This window comes from Wolbachia endosymbiont (group A) of Scambus nigricans (assembly GCF_947251485.1).
GTDB lineage: Bacteria > Pseudomonadota > Alphaproteobacteria > Rickettsiales > Anaplasmataceae > Wolbachia > Wolbachia pipientis.
The window spans coordinates 983,102-1,001,736 of sequence record NZ_OX366356.1; the positions used below are offsets into that span (position 1 = coordinate 983,102).

Genomic DNA, 18,635 nt, shown 5'->3' on the forward strand with positions numbered 1-18,635 from the left:
GTACTAGTTTGCAGGATAAATCAAGTGTGCCTACTTCCCCTTCACAGTCTCCGCAAACATGTGATACAGCATCTTCTCAAGTACCACATAGTGTACTACTATCCCCTTCGTCTCCACCAAGTGGTGCAGTACCACCACCACCTCCTCCTGTAACACAAATCGATCCACTTGCAGTGTATAAGGAAAGAATAAAAAATAAAACTGGCGCTACTGCAAGTACATCTAGTACATCTCATAGTACTAACTCTTCTAGTTTGGCTGAAGAAGCAAAAATAAAAAGAGCGAAGCTTAAAAGAGTTTCTATTGTAAAACAAGATTCTGATACAGTACAAAGTAATAAGGGCACTGACAAAAAAGAAACGCAAGAAGAAAAGTATAATAAGAGAGTTGATAAATTGCAAGAAGAGAGAAGGAAGAGGAATGAGAATGATTCAGATCTTAAAAAGGCACTTGAGGAGAGATTAGCAGTCATGGCACCCTCAGATAATGAAAGTGAGCAGTCTAGCTGGACAAGTAATGAAGATGGACACGCACAAACAGAGCCAGAGCAGGCAGAAAAGGAGTAGATAAAATACACAAATCCCCCATCAAGCAAGGAAGAAGGAAGCGTGGGTCTTGACAGTGGTATAGGATCTAGAGCCACATCTCCGTTATATTTTGAACAAAAGACAGAGGAGCCACCAAGTTCGCATGTTAATTCATCTTCTATAGCACAAGTAAAGAGTGTTAACCCAGTGGATAATAAGGTGCAAGATTCATCTATTCCTCCTATCGAGGACCACGCAAAATTTTCTGCTTCAAAGGGAGGTGTTCCACGCTCTTCTTAAAATAAGTTTACCTACAAGTCTGATTGTATTAAGATTACTTAATACAATCAGATCTATTATATGCGTTTATCCAAGTATTACTTACCAACTCTAAAGGAAAAGCCTGCTCATGCTAAAATTATCTCCCATCAATATTCTTTACGTGCAGGTTTAATAAAGCAGATAGCATCTGGCATCTATACGTGGTTACCACTTGGTCTCTTAGTGCTTAAAAATATTGAAAACATTATCAGGGATGAAATGAACAAATCCGGTGCTATTGAAGTGTTAATGCCTTGTGTGCAACCGGCAAGTCTTTGGCGAGAATCAGGACGCTATGATGATTACGGTAAGGAAATGCTACGCATAAGGGATAGGCATGAGGAAGATATGCTTTTCGGTCCAACGCACGAGGAGGTGACAACTGATTTAATTAGAGATGTGGTAAAAAGTTACAAAGATTTGCCACTTTGTTTATACCAAATTCAATGGAAGTTTCGTGATGAGGTAAGACCACGTTATGGTGTTATGAGGGGCAGGGAATTTTTGATGAAGGATGCATATAGTTTTGATGTGGATTACGAAAGTGCACAGAATTCATATAATTTGATGTACAAAACTTACATAAAAATCTTCAAACGCATGGGACTTACCCCAATTGGAGTTCGAGCTGATACGGGGCCAATTGGAGGAAATTTGAGCCACGAGTTTCATATATTGGCAAACACTGGTGAGAGCACTTTATATTATGACAATAAATTTTCTGAACTACTAGAGAGTGAAGATATTGAAAATCTGAAGAGTATATACGCAGTTGCAGATGATATGCACAACCCTAAAACTTGCCTTGTGCCGCAAGAGCAGTTAAATGTCAGTAAAGGTATTGAAATAGGGCATATTTTTTATTTTGGCGACAAATATTCAAAGCCTATGAAGGCAAGTGTTACTTCTCAAGATGGAAAAAATGTCAATATACATATGGATTCGTATGGTATTGGGGTTTCAAGGCTTGTCGGCGCAATAATAGAAGCTTTTCATGATGATAAGGGAATTATCTGGCCAGAATCGGTGGCTCCTTTCAGAATTGGTTTAATCAATTTACAAACGAAAGTAACGGAGGCTGCAGATAAAATATACAAAGCTTTGAAGAGCGATGAAGTGCTTTACGATGATACGGAAGGAAGTGTAGGAGTAAAATTTTCTAGAATGGATCTGATAGGCTTGCCGTGGCAAATAATTGTCGGAAAAAAGGCAATAGATGAAAAGATAGTTGAAGTAAAAAATAGAGCAACTGGAGAGGTAAAGGAAATGCAGATTGAAGAAGCAATAAATCACTTTAGCAAAAAATGATACACGGTATCGGCACTGACATAGTATATATACCAAGAGTATTGAGAATATTACAAAAATACGGGGAAAAATTTCTCAATAGAATCTACACTAAAAAGGAAATAGAGCTAAGTAGAAAGTATAATAGTCAAGAAATGCGAGCAAGGTATTTTGCTAAACGCTTTGCAGCAAAAGAAGCTTTTGTTAAAGCACGAGGTAGTGGTCAGAGCATTACAATGAAAGATATAGAAATATACAATGATGTAAGAGGCAAGCCGTATCTTACCGTTAGCAAGGATTTTATCTCCAAAATTCATCTTTCTCTAAGTGACGATGGAGATTACGCTACTGCATTTGTTGTAATTTGCGTCTAGCAGATATTTTCAATTTATGCAGTTGACTTTGTGCTATCTATATAGCTAAACTGACTTACGACAACTTGAAAAACCGTCATTCCGCTACTAGTTAGCGGAATCTATGCTGAGATACCGCGGCGGTATGACGTGTTAGCTATAGCATACACAAACAACTAGTTTGCCAAAAAAACATAGCAGTTTTTCTATGATTTGAGTATAATTCCAGCTTTACCTAAACAGAAAATTTAATGGACTATATCTTAATGTATCTTTCCTTACCATTTTCAATTACCGAGAATTATTTATTAATTACTGCATTGATTCCACTTTTGAGTGGGTTAGCTATTTTTTTTACTGGTAAATGGCCCAGAGTGAACAATAGTATTACTGTCACTTCTTCTGTACTTCTGTTTACGTATACGTGTCTGTGCACTTTATATTGGGTATATGGTGATTATTCTCAATTTATTCTCATGGATTTTGGTAATAATTTGCACATTAGTTTAAAGCTAGAGTCTACCGGAGTAATATTCAGTTTATTAATATCGTTTTTATGGGTGCTGACCAGTATATATGCAATATGTTATATGCAGAATAACTATGCTGATAGCAATCACTCAAGTTTTCTATGCTTTTTTTCAATATCGATTGGCTGTGCAATGTTTATTGCTTTTTCTGGAGACTTGCTCACTACATTTGTCTTTTATGAGCTTCTAACTATTAGTACATACCCTCTGGTTACTTACAACTCAACAAATGAATCAATGATTGCAGGACGCTATTACTTTGGCGTGCTATTTTTCTCTTCTTTGGTATTATTTTTTCCTGCAATAGGCCTTTTATATCATGAATTTCATACTTTAGACTTTGTAAGCGGTGGAATATTCAAATTTGATACTTCACTCATCACTTTCATTGCAGTGTGTTTTGCTATGCTGATTTATGGAATAGGAAAAGCTGCATTAATGCCAATGCATTTTTGGTTACCAAAAGCAATGGTTGCACCAACTCCTGTAAGCGCACTACTGCATGCTGTTGCTGTTGTGAAATCCGGAGTTTTCATCATCATAAAAGTTATATTATACACTTTCGGCGTCGATAACATGCAACGTTTTGTGCAGCAAAATTGGTTTGCTGGAGGGTGGCTTCCGTACACTGCTGGATTTACTATTATTACTGCATCATTGATTGCACTAAAGCAAAAAGAATTAAAGAAATTGCTTGCTTACTCTACCATCTCTCAATTGTCGTATATTATATTATTCGCTTCAATTTTTAGTGATCTCAGCATGAGGGTTGCAATTTTTCAATTAGTTTGCCACGCATTTGCAAAAATCACTTTGTTTTTCGTTGCCGGAGCAATAATAACGAGAGCAGGTGAGAAATATATAGATAAGATTTACGGTATAGGACGCAGTATGCCAATTAGCATGACAGCATTTGCTATAGGTGCATTGTCTATGATAGGGGTGCCGCCTGCTCCGACTTTTTGGGGTAAATTTCTCATTTTTCAAGCTGTTTTCAACTCTGGCAATGTAATACTTTCTGTGTTTGTAACTCTAGTGTTAATTGTTAGTACTATACTCAACGCTCTGTACTTTTTACCGATAATTTACAACGCCTTTTTCTTAAAACCTTCTCAGAATTACTTTATTAAAAAAACACCAATTCTTCTAGTTTTACCTCCAGTTATTACTGCTATGTGCACTTTGGTTATTTTTTTTAGCTACCAAGTAATATTTTAAAATCTGTATTTATAACCATTAACAATAAATTTAAATGGTATTATACCAGCCAGAGTTGCTTTTATATTCGACAAAGTGAAGCTAATCTCCACAGTATCCTCCTTATTTTGCTCGGTTGTAAAAACTACAGTAGCATTTCCAGCAAATGTAACTAAGTCCTTGGTCGATCGATCAATAGATAATGTTATTACATTGATGTTGGCGATTTTTCTTTTAGATAAAGACAAATTACCAGCTTCATTATTCGTTTTTTCCTGAAAGCCTTGATAGATTTTATGTATAGAATTGTTTCTTATAAAATTTTCTTGGTACTTCGGTTCAACGATCTTAATGGACTCGTATATTTCAATGTATTTACTTATTAAGTACCTCGCTGTGGAAGTGTATTCATCTTCCTTTTTACTGAAACTAAGCTTATGCATTGCAGAGAACTCATCTTCTGTGTGGTTCATATACTTCACAAAATTTAAATCTTTTTTAATAGGAAATAACAGGTATATGTTTAATGTTAATAAACATAAGCATACTAGGAGAAGCGATACTATTAATGCCATCCAAGACCTTTCTGCTACACAAAACAGATACCTATGGCAGTACCATTCGACTGCTTTACTGAAATAACTTTTGTTTTTTACTGATTCGAGCAATTTATCTTCCATAACACAATACTACCAGACCTAATCGGATCATTATAATAACAATAAGCTTAGATACTCTAAAAAAAACTTTAAAATATGTCTAAATTTTCCCAAATAGGATGAATGATTATATCACCTTGTTCTGCAATGAGGTAGAATTTATCGATTTTGCTCACATCTATATTTATCATTTTTACACTGAAATTTTCAGGATCATAAGTATTATAGCCTTTCTTATAATAGTCCGAATGCGATAAGATATGTGTTTATGGCTATAGCAGGCCAGTAGCATATTACGGTCTGTTCGGATTATTGTAAAAAGAGCTATACTTTCTACACTTTTGTGATAATTATAATAATGTAATTTATTTTGATCATCAAAATAACCAAATTCATCAGCAAAGGTTCCCACTTTTCTACCTTTACCACTTTTGACTAGCTCAAATAGATCAATTACATGGTTTTGGGATCCAGGCTCAATAGGCCCTTCTGCAGCAAAAAATTTAGGTGCATGACCAATGTATTCCTTAAATTTTAGATTATGAGTCTTTTTTACACTACCAAAATCCACAAATTTATATTCATCTGAAATACCAGAATATTGTGGATCATACTTTTTATATTCAAAAAACTCATTACCTAAAAAATTACAAAACGTTAATTTATAATTATCATGATCGGATTTTACGACTTTAAGGTAATGAAAATCTCCAGGAATCTTTACTTCCTCTTCCGTAATATGATTACGTACAACAAGCTCACCATTTAGCATATGATAGCCAATTTTTGGCAAAGTAGCTATATTGATTGTCTTGTTTAGCTTAAAATTTGCTTCATAAATGCCACTTAACAACTCCTTTCCTTTTTCTAGGGTTATGTCTTGATCTGAAGCTATATTCTTAATTAAGCTTAATTTTTTCTGCATGTTCAATATGGTTTTCGTCAAAACTTCTATTGATTGCCATACAGTTAATTTATTATCAGTCAAATTATATACTTCGAGTATTAAATTAACAGAATTTTATCATGAATTTATGTTAAAAGTATTATACTTTGTAAACTTATGTCATGATATTAACTACATTAGCTAAAACATGCTTTTTATCTAAGTGGAGTTGCTTTGCGGCAACGAAAAGTTCATCTATTTTTTTCCACTGACTTAGCAGAATTTCAACACCATTTACCTCTCTCTTTATGCTTTCTAAAACGAAGGCCTGAATTATATATGATGCTAGTTCTAGTTCGATTTCGCTATTAATTACTTTATTAATCATATTGGGATTCTTTAAATCATGAAGAAATTTATAAAAGCATTTGTATGCTTCATAAGCATCACTACTTATTGTATTTATTATCATTCCTGGCATTCCAGGAAATAAAGTAATCATTTCGTCAAACGTTTGATTATCAAATTTACATTGAGATGAAGCAACTTGCTTTGTTTCATCATAAGTTAATGGGAGTAAATTTAGCTGAAAGCACCTACACAAGATAGTGGTTTGTATATCATATGGCTTATGGCTAATTATAAATATCTTAGAATTTTTTGGCGGCTCTTCTAATATTTTCAATATTGCGTTTTTAGCGTTATTAGTCATTGCCTCTAAGCTATCTATTATAGCTATTTTGTGTTCTGATTGAATGGGACTTAAGTGTAGAAAGTTTTTCATTTCTCTGACTTTTTCTATTCCGATAGTATCACCTTCAACAATGTGTAAGTCCAATGCTACTTCATTATAGTTTTTTATGAGTAACCAATTGGAGAAGGATTTTGCAAGTGTTGCTTTTCCTATACCTTTTTTACCACAGATCAGCCAAGACTGAACAGATAAGTTGTTCATTATTTTTTTTTTGGCTTGGTTGTGGCCTATTACTTTTTTCATTCTTTCTCCTATAGATTTTAGTTTGAAAATGCGTTGTTTACTGTTTGTAATGAAATTGTACCTTCCCTTAAAACCTTAATCTTATCTTCGGTTAAGTCAATAATAGTAGATTCTATACCAGAAACTAGTTCGTCATCTTCAATCACTACAGATAAATGTTGCTTAATGGATTGTGGTATATCGTTTGCCTTACATACACTTTCTTTTCCTGAAATATTTGTACTAGTTGCAACTATTGGAACTTTCAGTTTGTTTAGTATTGAAATTGCAATAGGATGCTCGGGAATTCTGATACCTATACTATCTTTAAAGAATTCGTTTGGCAATATGTTGTTGTTTTTAAGTGGTAAAATATAGGTAATTGGTCCAGGAGAAAAGTGGTTTATTAAATCAATATATCTTTCCTTTACCTTTGCTATTTTTGTCAAATTGTAAATATCACTAACAAATATAGACAGTGGTTTATTTTGAGAGCGTTTCTTTATCTGATATATTTTTCCTATAGATTCATTATCTAGTGCATTACAAGCAAGAGCATACACTGTTTCTGTTGGAAAAGACACTAATAAATTGTTCTGTATTGCATTTATTATTTTAGATACCATATAGCTAAAAACTTATTCATAACAACTAGATCAGTTTTGTTGCACTGTATCTTATATAGTAACTGCTAGTTTTTGTAAACGTAATGCAACGCAGCTTACCATTTGTTATGCAGATTTGCTACAACCCAAACTCTTCATTGACTTTATCAATTATTGCCTGTGGTGGATCCTCTCCCCATCCTGAATACAAAATCTCTCCATAGTCTGCAACATCTATAGAGCCAGTTCTGCTTTTTGCTAGAAACATTTCTCTTTTCTCTTTATCAACTAATACATAATGCCACGCTGATTTTCCACGATCTTTACCACGGACTAAGTATATAAGATCTGACCTACTTCTTTTTGTTGCATCAGCAAAAGATCTTTCATTGACAGTTTTGCTTTTACTTTTTATGCCGCCACTTTCAGAAAAAGCTTCCTTGGATTCGTTTTTTTTGCCTGCTAATTCAGAAATTTTTCCTTTTTCCCCTAATGCCCGTTCTTTGGTGTTTTGAGACGAATACTTACTGGAAAAACCTTCCCCTGTACCGCCAGGAGTCCTGTTTGTGAAACGCTTAGTAAATGAATTATTGTCGTTGTTTTCTGCCATAAAAATCTCCAAACTTTAGATTGTAGAATCCAAACTTTTACTACACTTTATCATATGTTAATTAAATTAATATAAATGAAAAATAATATAGTAATTATTACAGGAATTACGGCCTCAGGTAAATCAGAATTATGCGATAACCTGATAGAAAAATATGGAAATATTAGTATAATAAATTGTGATTCAAAGCAGGTATATGAAGAAATTCCCATAATTACTGCTCAACCACCAAAGCAAGAAGTATTTTATAAACTATATGGTTATGTTTCAGCAAAAGAAAATTATTCCGTGGGTCTATGGTTAGAAGATTTAGAAAAAGAAGTTAATCACGCATTAGAAAATGCTCAAATACCTATCATCACTGGAGGAAGCGGGCTTTACATCAGCAGTTTAATCAAAGGCTTATCATCAATGCCACAAATAAGTCAGGAAGTGAGGAAAAATGTAAGCGAATTAAGGAAAAATTTAAGTAAAGAGGAGTTTTACAAATTAGCGCTAAGCAAAGATCCAAGGATTCAAGGTAAAGTGTTCATGAATGACTCGCACCGCCTTTCAAGGACACTTGAAGTTATCACTGAAACTGGCAAGTCAATTTTTGTATGGCAAGAGAATAGACAGCCTCCTTTATTCAATAATTTTAAGATATATACAATTCTGCCTAAACGTGAAGATGTATACCGAAAAATAAATTCTCGTTTCATTACAATGATTGAAAATGGAGCAATTGATGAAGTAAAAAAGCTACTTAGCATGAACCTAGCCCCACATTTGCCAGCTATGAAAGCACACGGAGTGCCAGAAATTATAAAGTACTTGAAAGGTGAGATTACTTTAGACGAAGCGATACAAATTGCTCAAACAAACACAAGACACTACGCGAAACGTCAGTATACCTGGTTTAAAAAACAATTTCTAAATGCTGAAGTGATTGATTGTGCAAACAAGCTCAAGATATTTTAATTCAGGCCGTGCTCATTACTACGAATAGGGGGTTCCATATTTTCCAGATGGTCGCTTACTTCTAGTGGATCGCCTAAACCATGCTCTATTTTTATTTAAAAAAATCCAAGCCTCTCGCAAAATTTCTGAAAACACTCTTTTATAACGTCAAACAAGTTTTTATCACCTATATTATAGTCCTTCAGTCTCTTAGGAACAGTAAGTGACAATTTATAGCTCTTTTTACAATAATCCGGACAGACCGTAATATGCTACTGGCCTGCTATAGCCATAAACACATATCTTATCGCATTCGGACTATTATAAGAAAGGCTATACCATCTTCATATGTTACATTTTTATCACCTTGAGACTTAAGTGTGAATTCTAGCGAGCTATCCAATTTACATAATTCTTCTTCCAGTTCTGCAAAAGTGCGAACTGCAATTTTTTCTTCAATTCTGATTGCCGCATGACTTGGATCACTACAATTAATATGTGTTACATGATTAGACTGAAACAATAACCCATATGTTTCAGCTAAACGAAGGATAGGTCCTCCTTTACCATACAATGCACCCACATAAGCAGCCTGGTTACAATTAGTGATTAGTTCTTCTAGAATAGAATCATTTGGAACTTCTGCTTCAGCATATTCAAATAGCTCTGTAAAAACTTGTTTTACAAATTGGCGGTACTTATTTTTGTCATTTGAAATGAGGTTGGTATGTTTATTATATAATTCATCAACAAGCTCTTTTGCTATAACTTTGTTCTGAATAACAAGTTTCATTCTTGGAAGATCTACGTACATAGTTGCACCAGAATTCGCTTCAGCATTATCTTTACCAGCCCTCAACCTGCTAAAACCAAACTTTTCTGCTTGAGCTCTTAGTGTAACTATTGGATTTTCCTTTTCTTTTGGTGTAGAGCTGTTCATCATTAATACCTTGATATAGACTGCTAATGGTATAATAATACATAAAAATGATTAATGAGTTAATAAAATACCTATTATAAGCCCTATGATAGCAAATATAGTTAGGGGTAACTTAGGCTTACCGACGATTTTAAAAACAACAAATTCGTCATTCCGTTACTTGTTAGCGGCTGAGATACCGCGAATGAATCGCGGTATAACGTTAGAGAGCTGTGCTAGCTATAGTGCATACCTGACCATAAGGTGACAAGATTTTAAAAAGGCTCTATAACAGTTTTACACATGTATGAATCTCAATGAGCAATCAGATTTTTCTAAATAGCAGGCTGGAGAATATACCTAAATTTCATTCCGCAATATTACCTAAACTTTGTGGTGGGGACAAGGTGGTGGATCTGCTGTTTTATAAGCCACTTAGTTATGTGGATAGAAGCAAGTTACTATCTGATGCTCGAGTTGGAGAATTTACAACTTTCATTGCAAAAGTTTATGAACATCAGTCGCCCACTTTTAGAGGTAGACCATATAAAATAGTCGTTGAAAGTGAGAGTCAGTATATATTCATAGTCTTTTTTAATTACTCAGTTAAGTATTTATATAAACTATTTCCAATTGGAGCGAATGTGATCATCAGTGGCAAACTCGAAAAATTTGCTGAACATTGGCAAATTACTCATCCAGATTACGTGTCGCTTGACATCAACCAATTTAAAGAAATAGCTTGCATAGAGCCAGTTTACCAATTATGCCGTGGCATTACCAATAAGCGCATTGGGAACATAATAAGCTCTAATCTAAAGGAATTGCCTGATTTACCAGAGTGGATAGATGATACATTAATCAAGCAAAAAAAATGGTTAAGTTGGAGGGAAAGCATCATAAAGTTGCACAGACCAAGCTCATTGGTGGAAGCTGAGGTTTGTAGAAAAAGGCTTGCTTATGATGAATTGTTTGCGTATCAGCTAGCGCTGAAACTTGCAAGAAAAAATCATGTGAAAGAAAGGGGAAGAGAATTTATAATATTGAGTAAATATAAAGAGCAAGTTTTAAATGAATTGTCGTTTCAATTAACAAATGATCAAACTCGTGCAATAGATGAGATCTCAGAGAGACAAAAATCCAAGTATCGCATGATAAGCTTGCTGCAAGGTGATGTTGGTAGTGGCAAAACCGTAGTTGCACTTTTTGCGATGATAAATGTGGTAGAAAACAACATGCAGGCAGCTCTAATGGCACCGACTACTATCTTGGCGGAGCAACATTATAATTGGATTGAGGAAGTTTTATCCTGTACCGATATAAAAGTTGCGCTGCTTACTGGTAAAACTTCGCGCAAGGAAAGAAAGATTATCATGAACGAACTTGCAAGTGGTGTTTTAAATATAGTGATTGGCACTCATGCACTATTTCAAGCTAACGTTACATTTAAAAATTTAGGGCTTGCAGTCATAGACGAGCAACAGCGATTTGGAGTGATGCAGAGAAATCGCTTGGTAGGAAAAGGAGAAAATGCCGATATACTTTTCGTTACTGCAACTCCCATTCCAAGAACTTTGCAGCAAGCTATGTATGGTGACGTTGAATCTTCAATTTTGAAAGAAAAACCAAAATCCAGATTGCCAATAAAAACTGTAACTATGAACATTAGTAGGGTGCCAGATGTTATTGAAAAGCTAAAAGGTGCTATAAACAGGGGCGAAAAAGCATATTGGATTTGTCCATATATAGAAGAAAACGAAGAGACCAATATTGCTGCAGCAGAGATGCGTTTTCAGGAATTACAAAAAACATTTCTTGATAAAGTCGGGATAATACACGGAAAATTGACTCAGGAGCAGAAAGATCAAGTTATGTTTTCCTTCAAAAGGAATGAATTTTCTCTGCTTGTTGCAACCACTGTGATAGAAGTTGGTATAGATGTGCCAGATGCAACCATCATGATTATAGAAAATGCAGAGCAATTTGGGTTATCACAATTGCATCAGTTAAGAGGCAGAGTAGGGCGAGGAAACAAGCCATCTTTTTGTGTATTATTATACGATAATTTAAGTAAAAGCTCATCTTCAAAGTTAAAGATCATGTGTGAGTCACAAGATGGATTTTACATTGCTGAAAGGGATATGATGCTAAGAGGCAGTGGAGATATTTTAGGCACAAAACAATCAGGATGTATGGAATTTAAATTTGCTGATTTATATCAGGACAAAGAGCTGCTCAATCTCGCGTATAATAACGCAAAAGGCGCAATGGCTGATTTTGAATTACTGCTTGATATATTTGAATATAGGAGTAGATTACATTTTTCAAAATTTCAGTAGGAAAACCAGGTAGCCCGCAGAAACGAAAAAACTTCCTTGACAAACCTCGCCAGCCCCCTTATCATGAAACTGAGGCTGTTGTATTTGCTTTCGCCAATCTGCAGATTAAAAGGTAAGGATTACTTAATGTATCGGCGTCTTATGTTCAATTTTTTGCAGTATATAGATACTGTATGTCTTTACAAAACTTCATCTACATCTAGATTTTTATCTAAATAAGCTGAACGCGCTTATAAAGCGTTACAAGACATCAAAAAATGCCAATACTCGACAGAGATAGTAAAAGACTAGCTAACTCGGGGATTCTTTGTCTTTTTTTCTGCTTAGTAAATTTCTTAAACATTTGCAGCGTAAGTTAGTTGCAATTAAAAGCAGCTGAATTTCGCTTGTCAAGCGTTTAAAACATAAAAAACGCCAATATTTTAAAGCGGATAATAACCACGGGGCTTCTTTTGCCTTTTTTTTATTTGGTAAATTTCTTAAATATTTAGATTAGTTGCAATTTAAGAGCCCGTAAAGGGTGTCATTCCAGTGCTTGACACTGGAATCCAGGTTGCTCACAAGCGAACTAGCATAGAAAGTGGTTACAACGTTTTCGATGAGATTGCAGAAAGGCTGGATCCCAGTGTCAGCTACTTGAATGACATCATAGGGGCGCTGCCCTGACAATCGTCATCCCGCTACGTGTTAGCGGAATCTGCTGTGGCAACATAAACTCAAATCATTCAAATTTTAATCCAAAGAGGTATCATTATGTCAAACAACTTCAATTTTAAAGAATTTTTTAACCACTATGAAACAAATAGTACGTCAGATGATATACAAAGGTATTATTTGCTGTGGAAATCAGTAATAGCGCAGGCAATGATTGATGCAGCAAGTATAGCCTTTCTTATAATAGTCCGAATGCGATAAGATATGTGTTTATGGCTATAGCAGGCCAGTAGCATATTACGGTCTGTTCGGATTATTGTAAAAAGAGCTATAACTGTAAAAAAACAGAAAGCTTGGTAGAAAAACGTAAGGCAATTTCTTGGTTGTCAGACTTTAGTCAAGATTTTGTGCACACATGTATATTGGCTGATTGTGATCCGGTATACGTAAAAAATAAAATACAGCCAACCTTAAAAAGCCTTACTAGATAAAGCCTTTTTATATACTTAATGAGGTTTACTCCTTTTACCGAAAAAAATATAATTCAATCTCCTATCTATAGTTGCCTCTATATCTTTGATTAATAGCTGCTTTATCATGTTTACTTTTCGCTTTGCATCTTGAGCTTGACGCTCATTGTTACCACTGTTATTGCTGTAATTATTCTTATCACTATAACTACTGCCACTTGGTTTGCTACTGTTACTGAACTCACTACCCTTTTTTCTTCTTGTGTTGAGTATCTGTATTATCTTTTCCTTTAAAAAGGACTTCCAGCCTGTGCCAAGTAATAATTTATAGAGAAAATGCGGAGTAAGAAACGCCACTAATATTCGAATAGAAATTCCGTAACCGAGATCTTCCCTATTTTCATAATACCACTTGCAATATTGAAACAAACGGTAAAACGCATTTTTGAAAGAGCAAAATTCTACAGCATACCAAAAACCATTGCTGAGAAACATGAGCACAATGCTGAATGTGTAAAGATACATTGTGAAGAGAAACAGTTTGACAATTATATCTTTTAGACTACCTAATATATAATTCAATAATCTTGATTTATAGAAAAGTGATATCATTTCACACCCACTTCAATATGGCTGGGGTGGAAGGATTCGAACCTTCGCGTGGCGGTATCAAAAACCGCTGCCTTACCACTTGGCTACACCCCAATACTACTTACATCAATAACACTATTAGCCCAATTAGTAAAAGATTTATTTGCTTTTTCTATGGGCATCACAGCAATAGCTGGCTGATCATAAGAATGCATTGCTTCGATTTTTTCTACAATTTTATCAACTTGATCATTCCTGCTCTTCATGATTGCCACTACTTCACAACTATTACTAATTTTACCTTCCCATAAATACAGAGAATTCACTTCGGGAAATATATTTACACATACAATTAATTTCTCGTTTAACAATTCTTCAGAAACAGTTTTAGCCTCCTCAAAATTTGAAAAAGTTGTATAAACCAAAACTAAATTATTCATTAGTAGCTACATAAATGCATTGCTACTATACTCTACCGAGATTTATTCATCAAGAGAAAATAACGCCAGCGCGTACTGTATGAACATTTGTTTGCAAAGGTAGTATGTTAAGTGTTATAGCTAGTTTGCCTCAAACGTAAAGGTGTCATCCCAGTGCCCCTGTGATGTCATTCCAGTGCTTGACACTGGAATTCAGTTTTCCATATAATCTCATCGAAAACGTTGTAACCACTTTCTATGCTAGTTTGCTTGTTTACAAGCAAACTTTCCTGGATCCCAGTGTCAGCTACTCGGATGACACCTTTCCTAGCAGAGAAATCACAATGTTCATACGGTTGTACGCATACCGCTGGGATCTAGGATTTTTCTATAGTTTAAAAACAAAAAAAGGATGTTACTCATTGAGTAACATCCTTTTGGAGAAGGTAGAAGTTTTACTTATTACACTGTTCCTGGAGTTGCTGTAGCTCTTGAGTTGACAGGTTCTGCACTAGGTTGATCTAGAGATGCGCGTCGTTTTGCCAACTTTTCTTCGAGTTCTCTGTCAAATTCTTCTTTTAAAGGAAGAACTTGTTTTCTTGTTAGCATAGAAGAACCAGAATCCATTCCACTATCAGTAGAATTACTGTGAGTGAGAGTTCTGTTACTCAAACTATCCAGGTTTTGCTCCACAATAGGATCACTGAGAACATCTTCACTGAAAAAACTTTGTCCATTTAAGTTAGTCAATGAGGCGCTTCTAGGTAGTTCTGGTGGAGCAACTGGAGTAAGCTTAGGAGTTAAGCTACTAGATGAATTGCTTCTACGGACTGTTGCAAAGTTCTGAGAATCTGAATCAGAGACAGTAGCAGTACTTTCAGTTCCTATAGAATTTAGTGAATTGCTTTTTGACAAGCTGTTAGATTGTTCAGAGCCTTTTCTTCCCAGTGAAGAGAATGATGATGACACAGACCTAGTTAAACTTTTGACAGAAGGCCTGTTAGCTTTTTTCTCTGCTCTGTCAAACATATTGCTTACGCTTGAGTACAAATGATTTTCTCTACATTCTTTAATAACCTTCTTAATTTCATCGTAATGTTCAGAGAAAACACTGTCGATGAAATAACTAGCTTTAGGTAATGACCTTTGTGTTAACAAGTTATGCAAGCTTTTTTCATTTAAATTATTAATGAATTCTTTCTGTACTTGCCATCCAGAAGTATGTTCAATCTCCCCTGATTTTGCCTTCTCTGCCATTTTTAAATCAATTTCTGACGATATTCCAGAAAGTACATTTTTCACTAACCCAGAATTATTTCCTTTATCAGCAAAAATTGCTTTCATATCATTTCTTATTTCGTCAGATTTCTTAATTGCATCTGGAGTAAACCTTTTTACCTTATCTAAATAGTCCGTCTCACCAGATGCCTTATGGAATTTATTTGCCACTCCTTCGCCTACAAAACTAGCGCCTTTTTTCAGTGAATCTACTGAATGTTCATAACCTTCTTTCACCTTATCTTTAACATGCACAGCACCATCTCTAACTTTTCCGGCAGCGTATGTTGATGCGTCCTTAACTTTCCCAGCAGTATATTTCGCCCCATCAACTGTTTTTTCTGCTGACCACTTGAGCCCTTTATATCCAGATTGAACTGTTTTTACAGCGACTTTTACAGCGAAATATAAAGCAAGACCAACTATAGCACCTGGTATAGCAAGTGTTGCACCAACTGCCAAAAGTGGTAGTACTGCCGTAAATAATCCACTTGCTGCACTTACTACAAGAATCTTATCTCCTTGTTTCATCTTAGAGAATTCTGTATCCCCTTTTAACAGGTCAGTAATTCTTTCTTTTAGCTTCTTGGGATCATTAGCAATATCTGAATTTGGTAGATTTTGCATAGTTTTATTCAAATCAAGACTACCTTCTTGTTGTAGGTCTATTTCAGTTTCAACAGAATTTAAACTTTTTTTATTAGGTAACATTTTTAACCTCACTATTAATTAAATATATTATAATTGTATTCCTTGATTCTTAAGTTAGTGTTAAATTGATTGCCAGTATTTATTTGTCTTCAAATAATTTCGCTTGACATGTTTTGTGGTAACATAGAAAATTAGGTAAAGAAGCTGCAGCATTTATGAAGTATAGAAAAAGAACACTCATCTTTTTGGCTGTTATAACTTTAATAATAGTAGCTTTACTATTTAGGTATAATTCCCATTTTCACAAAGACGTAGTGCACTTAAAGAGTGACAACAAAGAATTCAAAAAAAAGCCAGAAAATTCCATAGAGTCGACCATATTACATAGAGAAAAGGAAGTGTACGATCATGTTTTCCATCCTGATGATTAATTTGTAAATAAAATAGCAATTTATGTTTGCATTTTCTTATTAAAGAAGTAATATTAGCGTATTAATTATAGAATCAATCATTATGTTCGATGATAATAATCCTTGGAATCTGGGAAAGAAACCGGTAGGGAACAAAACTCCTAATAATGAAGATATTTTAAGTAAAGCTGTATCTGATATAAGGTTCTTTCTTAATGGATTAACCAGAAACAGGGGCAAAAAACCTTATTTCATCATTTTCATTATTTTGCTGTTCTATGCTTGCACTGGCTTTTATATTGTCCATCCTAGTGAAGAAAGTATAGAACTTACCTTTGGTAAATATTCTAATACGGAAACACCTGGTTTGCGTTATCACTTCCCCTACCCTATTGGCAAGGTTTTTAAAGTGAACGTTAAGGAAGTAAATCGTGAAGAAATTGGGGTAAGTAGTTCTTATGGGCGAGATACAGATCGCGGTGAAGGCGTGATGCTAACTGGAGATGAAAATATAGTCAACGTTAACTTCGAGGTTCAGTGGCGCGTTAGAGATGCTAAGGACTATTTATTCAAAGTGCGGGATTACAAACCCGGTTTCAGTGTTAAAAATGCTGCTGAAAGTGCCATGAGAGAAATAATAGGTAAAAATACGATCTCTTTTGCACTTGGTCAAGGCAGACCAGAAATTTCTAGAGATACTAGAATTCTATTGCAGCAGATTCTTGATGGATACCAAATGGGTATAGAGATTTTATCTGTTCAAATGAAAAAAATTGATCCACCAGAAAAAGTAATCAGTTCGTTTAGAGATGTACAAAGTGCTCGTGCAGACAAAGAGCGTACTATAAACGAAGCATATGCTTATAATAATGGTATTATACCTCGAGCAAAGGGTGAAGCGATAAAGATAAAATTAGATGCACAAGCATATGAAAATGAAATAATAAATGAAGCAAAAGGTAATGCAAATCGCTTTTTATCTCTTTATGAGGAATATAGACAGAATCCTTCTCTCGTTAAGAATCGTATTTATCTTGAAACTATGGAAAATATTTTCAGTAAGGTAGACAAAGTTGTTGTAACTGATGATCTGAAAGGTATGTTTTCTTATTTACCTCTTACAAATTTAGGAAAATAACCATGAGTAGTAATATTAAAATTGTTTTTGTTTCTGTATTTGTTGTTTTATTGATTACTTTATCTAATTCAATATTTGTTGTGCAAGAAACAAAGCAAGCAATAGTTATACAACTGGGTAAAGTTGTAAGGGATGTTAGGGAAAGTGGCTTATATTTTAAGTTGCCATTCATAAATAGTGTAGAGTTTCTTGATAAAAGAGTTTTAGATTTAAGTCCTGATAAGATCCCAAGGGAAGTGATAACAGCGGATCAAAAACGTATTATAGTAGATGCGTATGCAAAATATAAAATAACAAATCCTGTTACTTTTTACCAGGCTGTGAGGAATGAATCAGGTCTGGTTAGAAGATTATATCCGGTTATAGAAGCTCACATAAGAGAAAATATAGGCAGATTCTCGTTGATTAGTTTGTTGAATGAAAAAAGATCAGAGGTTATGCAATTGATTCAGCGTGGAGTTTATTCTGAAGCTGAAAAATTTGGCATAGAAATAATAGATGTAAGAATCAAGAGAGCAGATTTACCAGAAGAAAATAGTTCTGCAATATTTCGCCGTATGCAAACTGAAAGGGAAAAAGAAGCAAAAGAAATTAGAGCAGAAGGAGAGCAAGCTGGGCAGGAAGTTAGATCAAAAGCTGATAAATTAAAAAGGGAAATTATCTCCAGTGCAGTAAAAGAATCGTACGAAATAAGGGGCCGTGGTTATGCTGAAGCAACTAGAATTTATAATGAGGCATTTAAGGTTGATGAAGAGTTCTTTAACTTTTATCGCTCTATGAGCGCTTACAGTAAATCATTTGCCGAAAATAATACTAAATTTGTACTTTCACCAAACAATAACTTTTTAGATATTTTAAATAAAGGATGGAAATAAT

The 18,635-nt window shown here is 34.6% G+C and carries 19 protein-coding genes, 1 tRNA gene and 1 pseudogene; 10 read left to right on the forward strand and 11 right to left on the reverse strand.

Translation table 11 applies throughout. The features are described 5' to 3' along the window. Window positions 1-8 precede the first annotated feature (8 nt). The 5 genes from OPR46_RS05620 (at window position 9) to OPR46_RS05640 (ending at window position 4,236) form a co-directional block, all read left to right on the forward strand. The gene (locus OPR46_RS05620; protein ID WP_265043211.1) at window positions 9-566 is read left to right on the forward strand and encodes a hypothetical protein; all 558 of its coding nucleotides are present in this window, start codon (window positions 9-11) and stop codon (window positions 564-566) included. A gap of 42 nt (window positions 567-608) precedes the next feature. Then, window positions 609-827: a hypothetical protein gene (locus OPR46_RS05625; RefSeq protein WP_265043213.1), complete on the forward strand. Its 219-nt coding sequence runs from the start codon at window positions 609-611 to the stop codon at window positions 825-827. Between the two features lie 60 nt (window positions 828-887). Further along, window positions 888-2,156, forward strand: a complete 1,269-nt coding sequence (gene proS / locus OPR46_RS05630) for a proline--tRNA ligase (protein WP_265043214.1) — start codon at window positions 888-890, stop codon at window positions 2,154-2,156. Next, the gene (locus OPR46_RS05635; protein ID WP_265043216.1) at window positions 2,153-2,509 is read left to right on the forward strand and encodes a holo-[acyl-carrier-protein] synthase; all 357 of its coding nucleotides are present in this window, start codon (window positions 2,153-2,155) and stop codon (window positions 2,507-2,509) included. The genes proS and OPR46_RS05635 overlap by 4 nt, the downstream gene beginning before the upstream one ends. Before the next feature lie 230 nt (window positions 2,510-2,739). Beyond that, on the forward strand, window positions 2,740-4,236 hold the full coding sequence (locus OPR46_RS05640; RefSeq protein WP_265043218.1) for a proton-conducting transporter transmembrane domain-containing protein: 1,497 nt from the start codon (window positions 2,740-2,742) through the stop codon (window positions 4,234-4,236). Here the strand turns inward: OPR46_RS05640 and OPR46_RS05645 are convergent. The 5 genes from OPR46_RS05645 to OPR46_RS05665 form a co-directional block, all read right to left on the reverse strand. Beyond that, complete coding sequence (locus OPR46_RS05645; protein ID WP_010082435.1) at window positions 4,233-4,895, reverse strand: hypothetical protein; 663 nt, start codon at window positions 4,893-4,895, stop codon at window positions 4,233-4,235. The genes OPR46_RS05640 and OPR46_RS05645 overlap by 4 nt on opposite strands. A gap of 172 nt (window positions 4,896-5,067) precedes the next feature. Further along, window positions 5,068-5,862 (reverse strand): hypothetical protein, encoded by a 795-nt coding sequence (locus tag OPR46_RS05650; RefSeq protein WP_265043219.1) that lies wholly within the window; start codon window positions 5,860-5,862, stop codon window positions 5,068-5,070. A gap of 73 nt (window positions 5,863-5,935) precedes the next feature. After that, window positions 5,936-6,757: an AAA family ATPase gene (locus OPR46_RS05655; RefSeq protein ID WP_265043220.1), complete on the reverse strand. Its 822-nt coding sequence runs from the start codon at window positions 6,755-6,757 to the stop codon at window positions 5,936-5,938. A gap of 17 nt (window positions 6,758-6,774) precedes the next feature. Continuing rightward, window positions 6,775-7,362, reverse strand: a complete 588-nt coding sequence (locus tag OPR46_RS05660) for an L-threonylcarbamoyladenylate synthase (protein WP_265043221.1) — start codon at window positions 7,360-7,362, stop codon at window positions 6,775-6,777. A 118-nt stretch (window positions 7,363-7,480) separates the two neighbouring features. Beyond that, entirely contained in the window at window positions 7,481-7,951 is a 471-nt protein-coding gene (locus tag OPR46_RS05665) for a hypothetical protein (RefSeq protein WP_265043222.1), read from the reverse strand. 75 nt (window positions 7,952-8,026) lie between these two features. Here OPR46_RS05665 and miaA point away from each other — a divergent pair, with 75 nt between their 5' ends. Beyond that, a complete protein-coding gene (gene miaA / locus OPR46_RS05670) occupies window positions 8,027-8,911 on the forward strand; it encodes a tRNA (adenosine(37)-N6)-dimethylallyltransferase MiaA (protein WP_265043224.1) in 885 nt (294 codons plus the stop codon). On the opposite strand, the pseudogene OPR46_RS05675 reads toward miaA, so the two are convergent. Both OPR46_RS05675 and OPR46_RS05680 read right to left on the reverse strand, forming a co-directional pair. Continuing rightward, window positions 8,908-9,123 (reverse strand): annotated as a pseudogene (locus OPR46_RS05675) (hypothetical protein); the annotation flags it as partial. The gene miaA and the pseudogene OPR46_RS05675 overlap by 4 nt on opposite strands. Window positions 9,124-9,194: 71 nt before the next feature. Continuing rightward, window positions 9,195-9,830 (reverse strand): hypothetical protein, encoded by a 636-nt coding sequence (locus tag OPR46_RS05680; RefSeq protein ID WP_265043225.1) that lies wholly within the window; start codon window positions 9,828-9,830, stop codon window positions 9,195-9,197. A 296-nt stretch (window positions 9,831-10,126) separates the two neighbouring features. On the opposite strand from OPR46_RS05680, the gene recG reads away from it, so the two are divergent. Together recG and OPR46_RS05690 are read left to right on the forward strand one after the other, a co-directional pair. Beyond that, entirely contained in the window at window positions 10,127-12,148 is a 2,022-nt protein-coding gene (gene recG, locus OPR46_RS05685) for an ATP-dependent DNA helicase RecG (protein WP_406833317.1), read from the forward strand. Between the two features lie 531 nt (window positions 12,149-12,679). Beyond that, the gene (locus OPR46_RS05690; RefSeq protein ID WP_265043227.1) at window positions 12,680-12,814 is read left to right on the forward strand and encodes a hypothetical protein; all 135 of its coding nucleotides are present in this window, start codon (window positions 12,680-12,682) and stop codon (window positions 12,812-12,814) included. 494 nt (window positions 12,815-13,308) lie between these two features. Here OPR46_RS05690 and OPR46_RS05695 read toward each other — a convergent pair whose 3' ends face one another. From OPR46_RS05695 to walE1, 4 genes are all read right to left on the reverse strand, one after another. Further along, window positions 13,309-13,701 carry a hypothetical protein gene (locus tag OPR46_RS05695; protein WP_244263371.1) on the reverse strand — a complete coding sequence of 131 codons (393 nt, stop codon included), beginning with the start codon at window positions 13,699-13,701 and terminating at the stop codon, window positions 13,309-13,311. A gap of 201 nt (window positions 13,702-13,902) precedes the next feature. After that, window positions 13,903-13,977, reverse strand: a tRNA-Gln gene (locus tag OPR46_RS05700). Beyond that, window positions 13,968-14,303 carry a divalent-cation tolerance protein CutA gene (gene cutA, locus OPR46_RS05705; protein ID WP_006279213.1) on the reverse strand — a complete coding sequence of 112 codons (336 nt, stop codon included), beginning with the start codon at window positions 14,301-14,303 and terminating at the stop codon, window positions 13,968-13,970. Before cutA ends, OPR46_RS05700 begins: the two co-directional genes overlap by 10 nt. Before the next feature lie 441 nt (window positions 14,304-14,744). Beyond that, complete coding sequence (gene walE1 / locus OPR46_RS05710) at window positions 14,745-16,271, reverse strand: actin bundler (protein WP_265043228.1); 1,527 nt, start codon at window positions 16,269-16,271, stop codon at window positions 14,745-14,747. Between the two features lie 453 nt (window positions 16,272-16,724). Here walE1 and hflK point away from each other — a divergent pair, with 453 nt between their 5' ends. After that, window positions 16,725-17,759 carry an FtsH protease activity modulator HflK gene (gene hflK, locus OPR46_RS05715; protein WP_265043229.1) on the forward strand — a complete coding sequence of 345 codons (1,035 nt, stop codon included), beginning with the start codon at window positions 16,725-16,727 and terminating at the stop codon, window positions 17,757-17,759. Between the two features lie 2 nt (window positions 17,760-17,761). Continuing rightward, window positions 17,762-18,634, forward strand: a complete 873-nt coding sequence (gene hflC, locus OPR46_RS05720; RefSeq protein ID WP_265043230.1) for a protease modulator HflC — start codon at window positions 17,762-17,764, stop codon at window positions 18,632-18,634. Window position 18,635 lies beyond the last annotated feature (1 nt).

What these genes read in the sequence shown, in the direction of transcription:
- OPR46_RS05680 (WP_265043225.1), bottom strand. Translation starts at nt 9,830, where the DNA reads ATGAACAGCTCTACACCAAAAGAAAAGGAAAATCCAATAGTTACACTA.
- hflC (WP_265043230.1), top strand. Translation starts at nt 17,762, where the DNA reads ATGAGTAGTAATATTAAAATTGTTTTTGTTTCTGTATTTGTTGTTTTA.
- recG (WP_406833317.1), top strand. Translation starts at nt 10,127, where the DNA reads ATGAGCAATCAGATTTTTCTAAATAGCAGGCTGGAGAATATACCTAAA.
- hflK (WP_265043229.1), top strand. Translation starts at nt 16,725, where the DNA reads ATGTTCGATGATAATAATCCTTGGAATCTGGGAAAGAAACCGGTAGGG.
- OPR46_RS05660 (WP_265043221.1), bottom strand. Translation starts at nt 7,362, where the DNA reads ATGGTATCTAAAATAATAAATGCAATACAGAACAATTTATTAGTGTCT.
- OPR46_RS05645 (WP_010082435.1), bottom strand. Translation starts at nt 4,895, where the DNA reads ATGGAAGATAAATTGCTCGAATCAGTAAAAAACAAAAGTTATTTCAGT.
- cutA (WP_006279213.1), bottom strand. Translation starts at nt 14,303, where the DNA reads ATGAATAATTTAGTTTTGGTTTATACAACTTTTTCAAATTTTGAGGAG.
- walE1 (WP_265043228.1), bottom strand. Translation starts at nt 16,271, where the DNA reads ATGTTACCTAATAAAAAAAGTTTAAATTCTGTTGAAACTGAAATAGAC.
- OPR46_RS05665 (WP_265043222.1), bottom strand. Translation starts at nt 7,951, where the DNA reads ATGGCAGAAAACAACGACAATAATTCATTTACTAAGCGTTTCACAAAC.
- proS (WP_265043214.1), top strand. Translation starts at nt 888, where the DNA reads ATGCGTTTATCCAAGTATTACTTACCAACTCTAAAGGAAAAGCCTGCT.
- OPR46_RS05655 (WP_265043220.1), bottom strand. Translation starts at nt 6,757, where the DNA reads ATGAAAAAAGTAATAGGCCACAACCAAGCCAAAAAAAAAATAATGAAC.
- OPR46_RS05640 (WP_265043218.1), top strand. Translation starts at nt 2,740, where the DNA reads ATGGACTATATCTTAATGTATCTTTCCTTACCATTTTCAATTACCGAG.
- OPR46_RS05635 (WP_265043216.1), top strand. Translation starts at nt 2,153, where the DNA reads ATGATACACGGTATCGGCACTGACATAGTATATATACCAAGAGTATTG.
- miaA (WP_265043224.1), top strand. Translation starts at nt 8,027, where the DNA reads ATGAAAAATAATATAGTAATTATTACAGGAATTACGGCCTCAGGTAAA.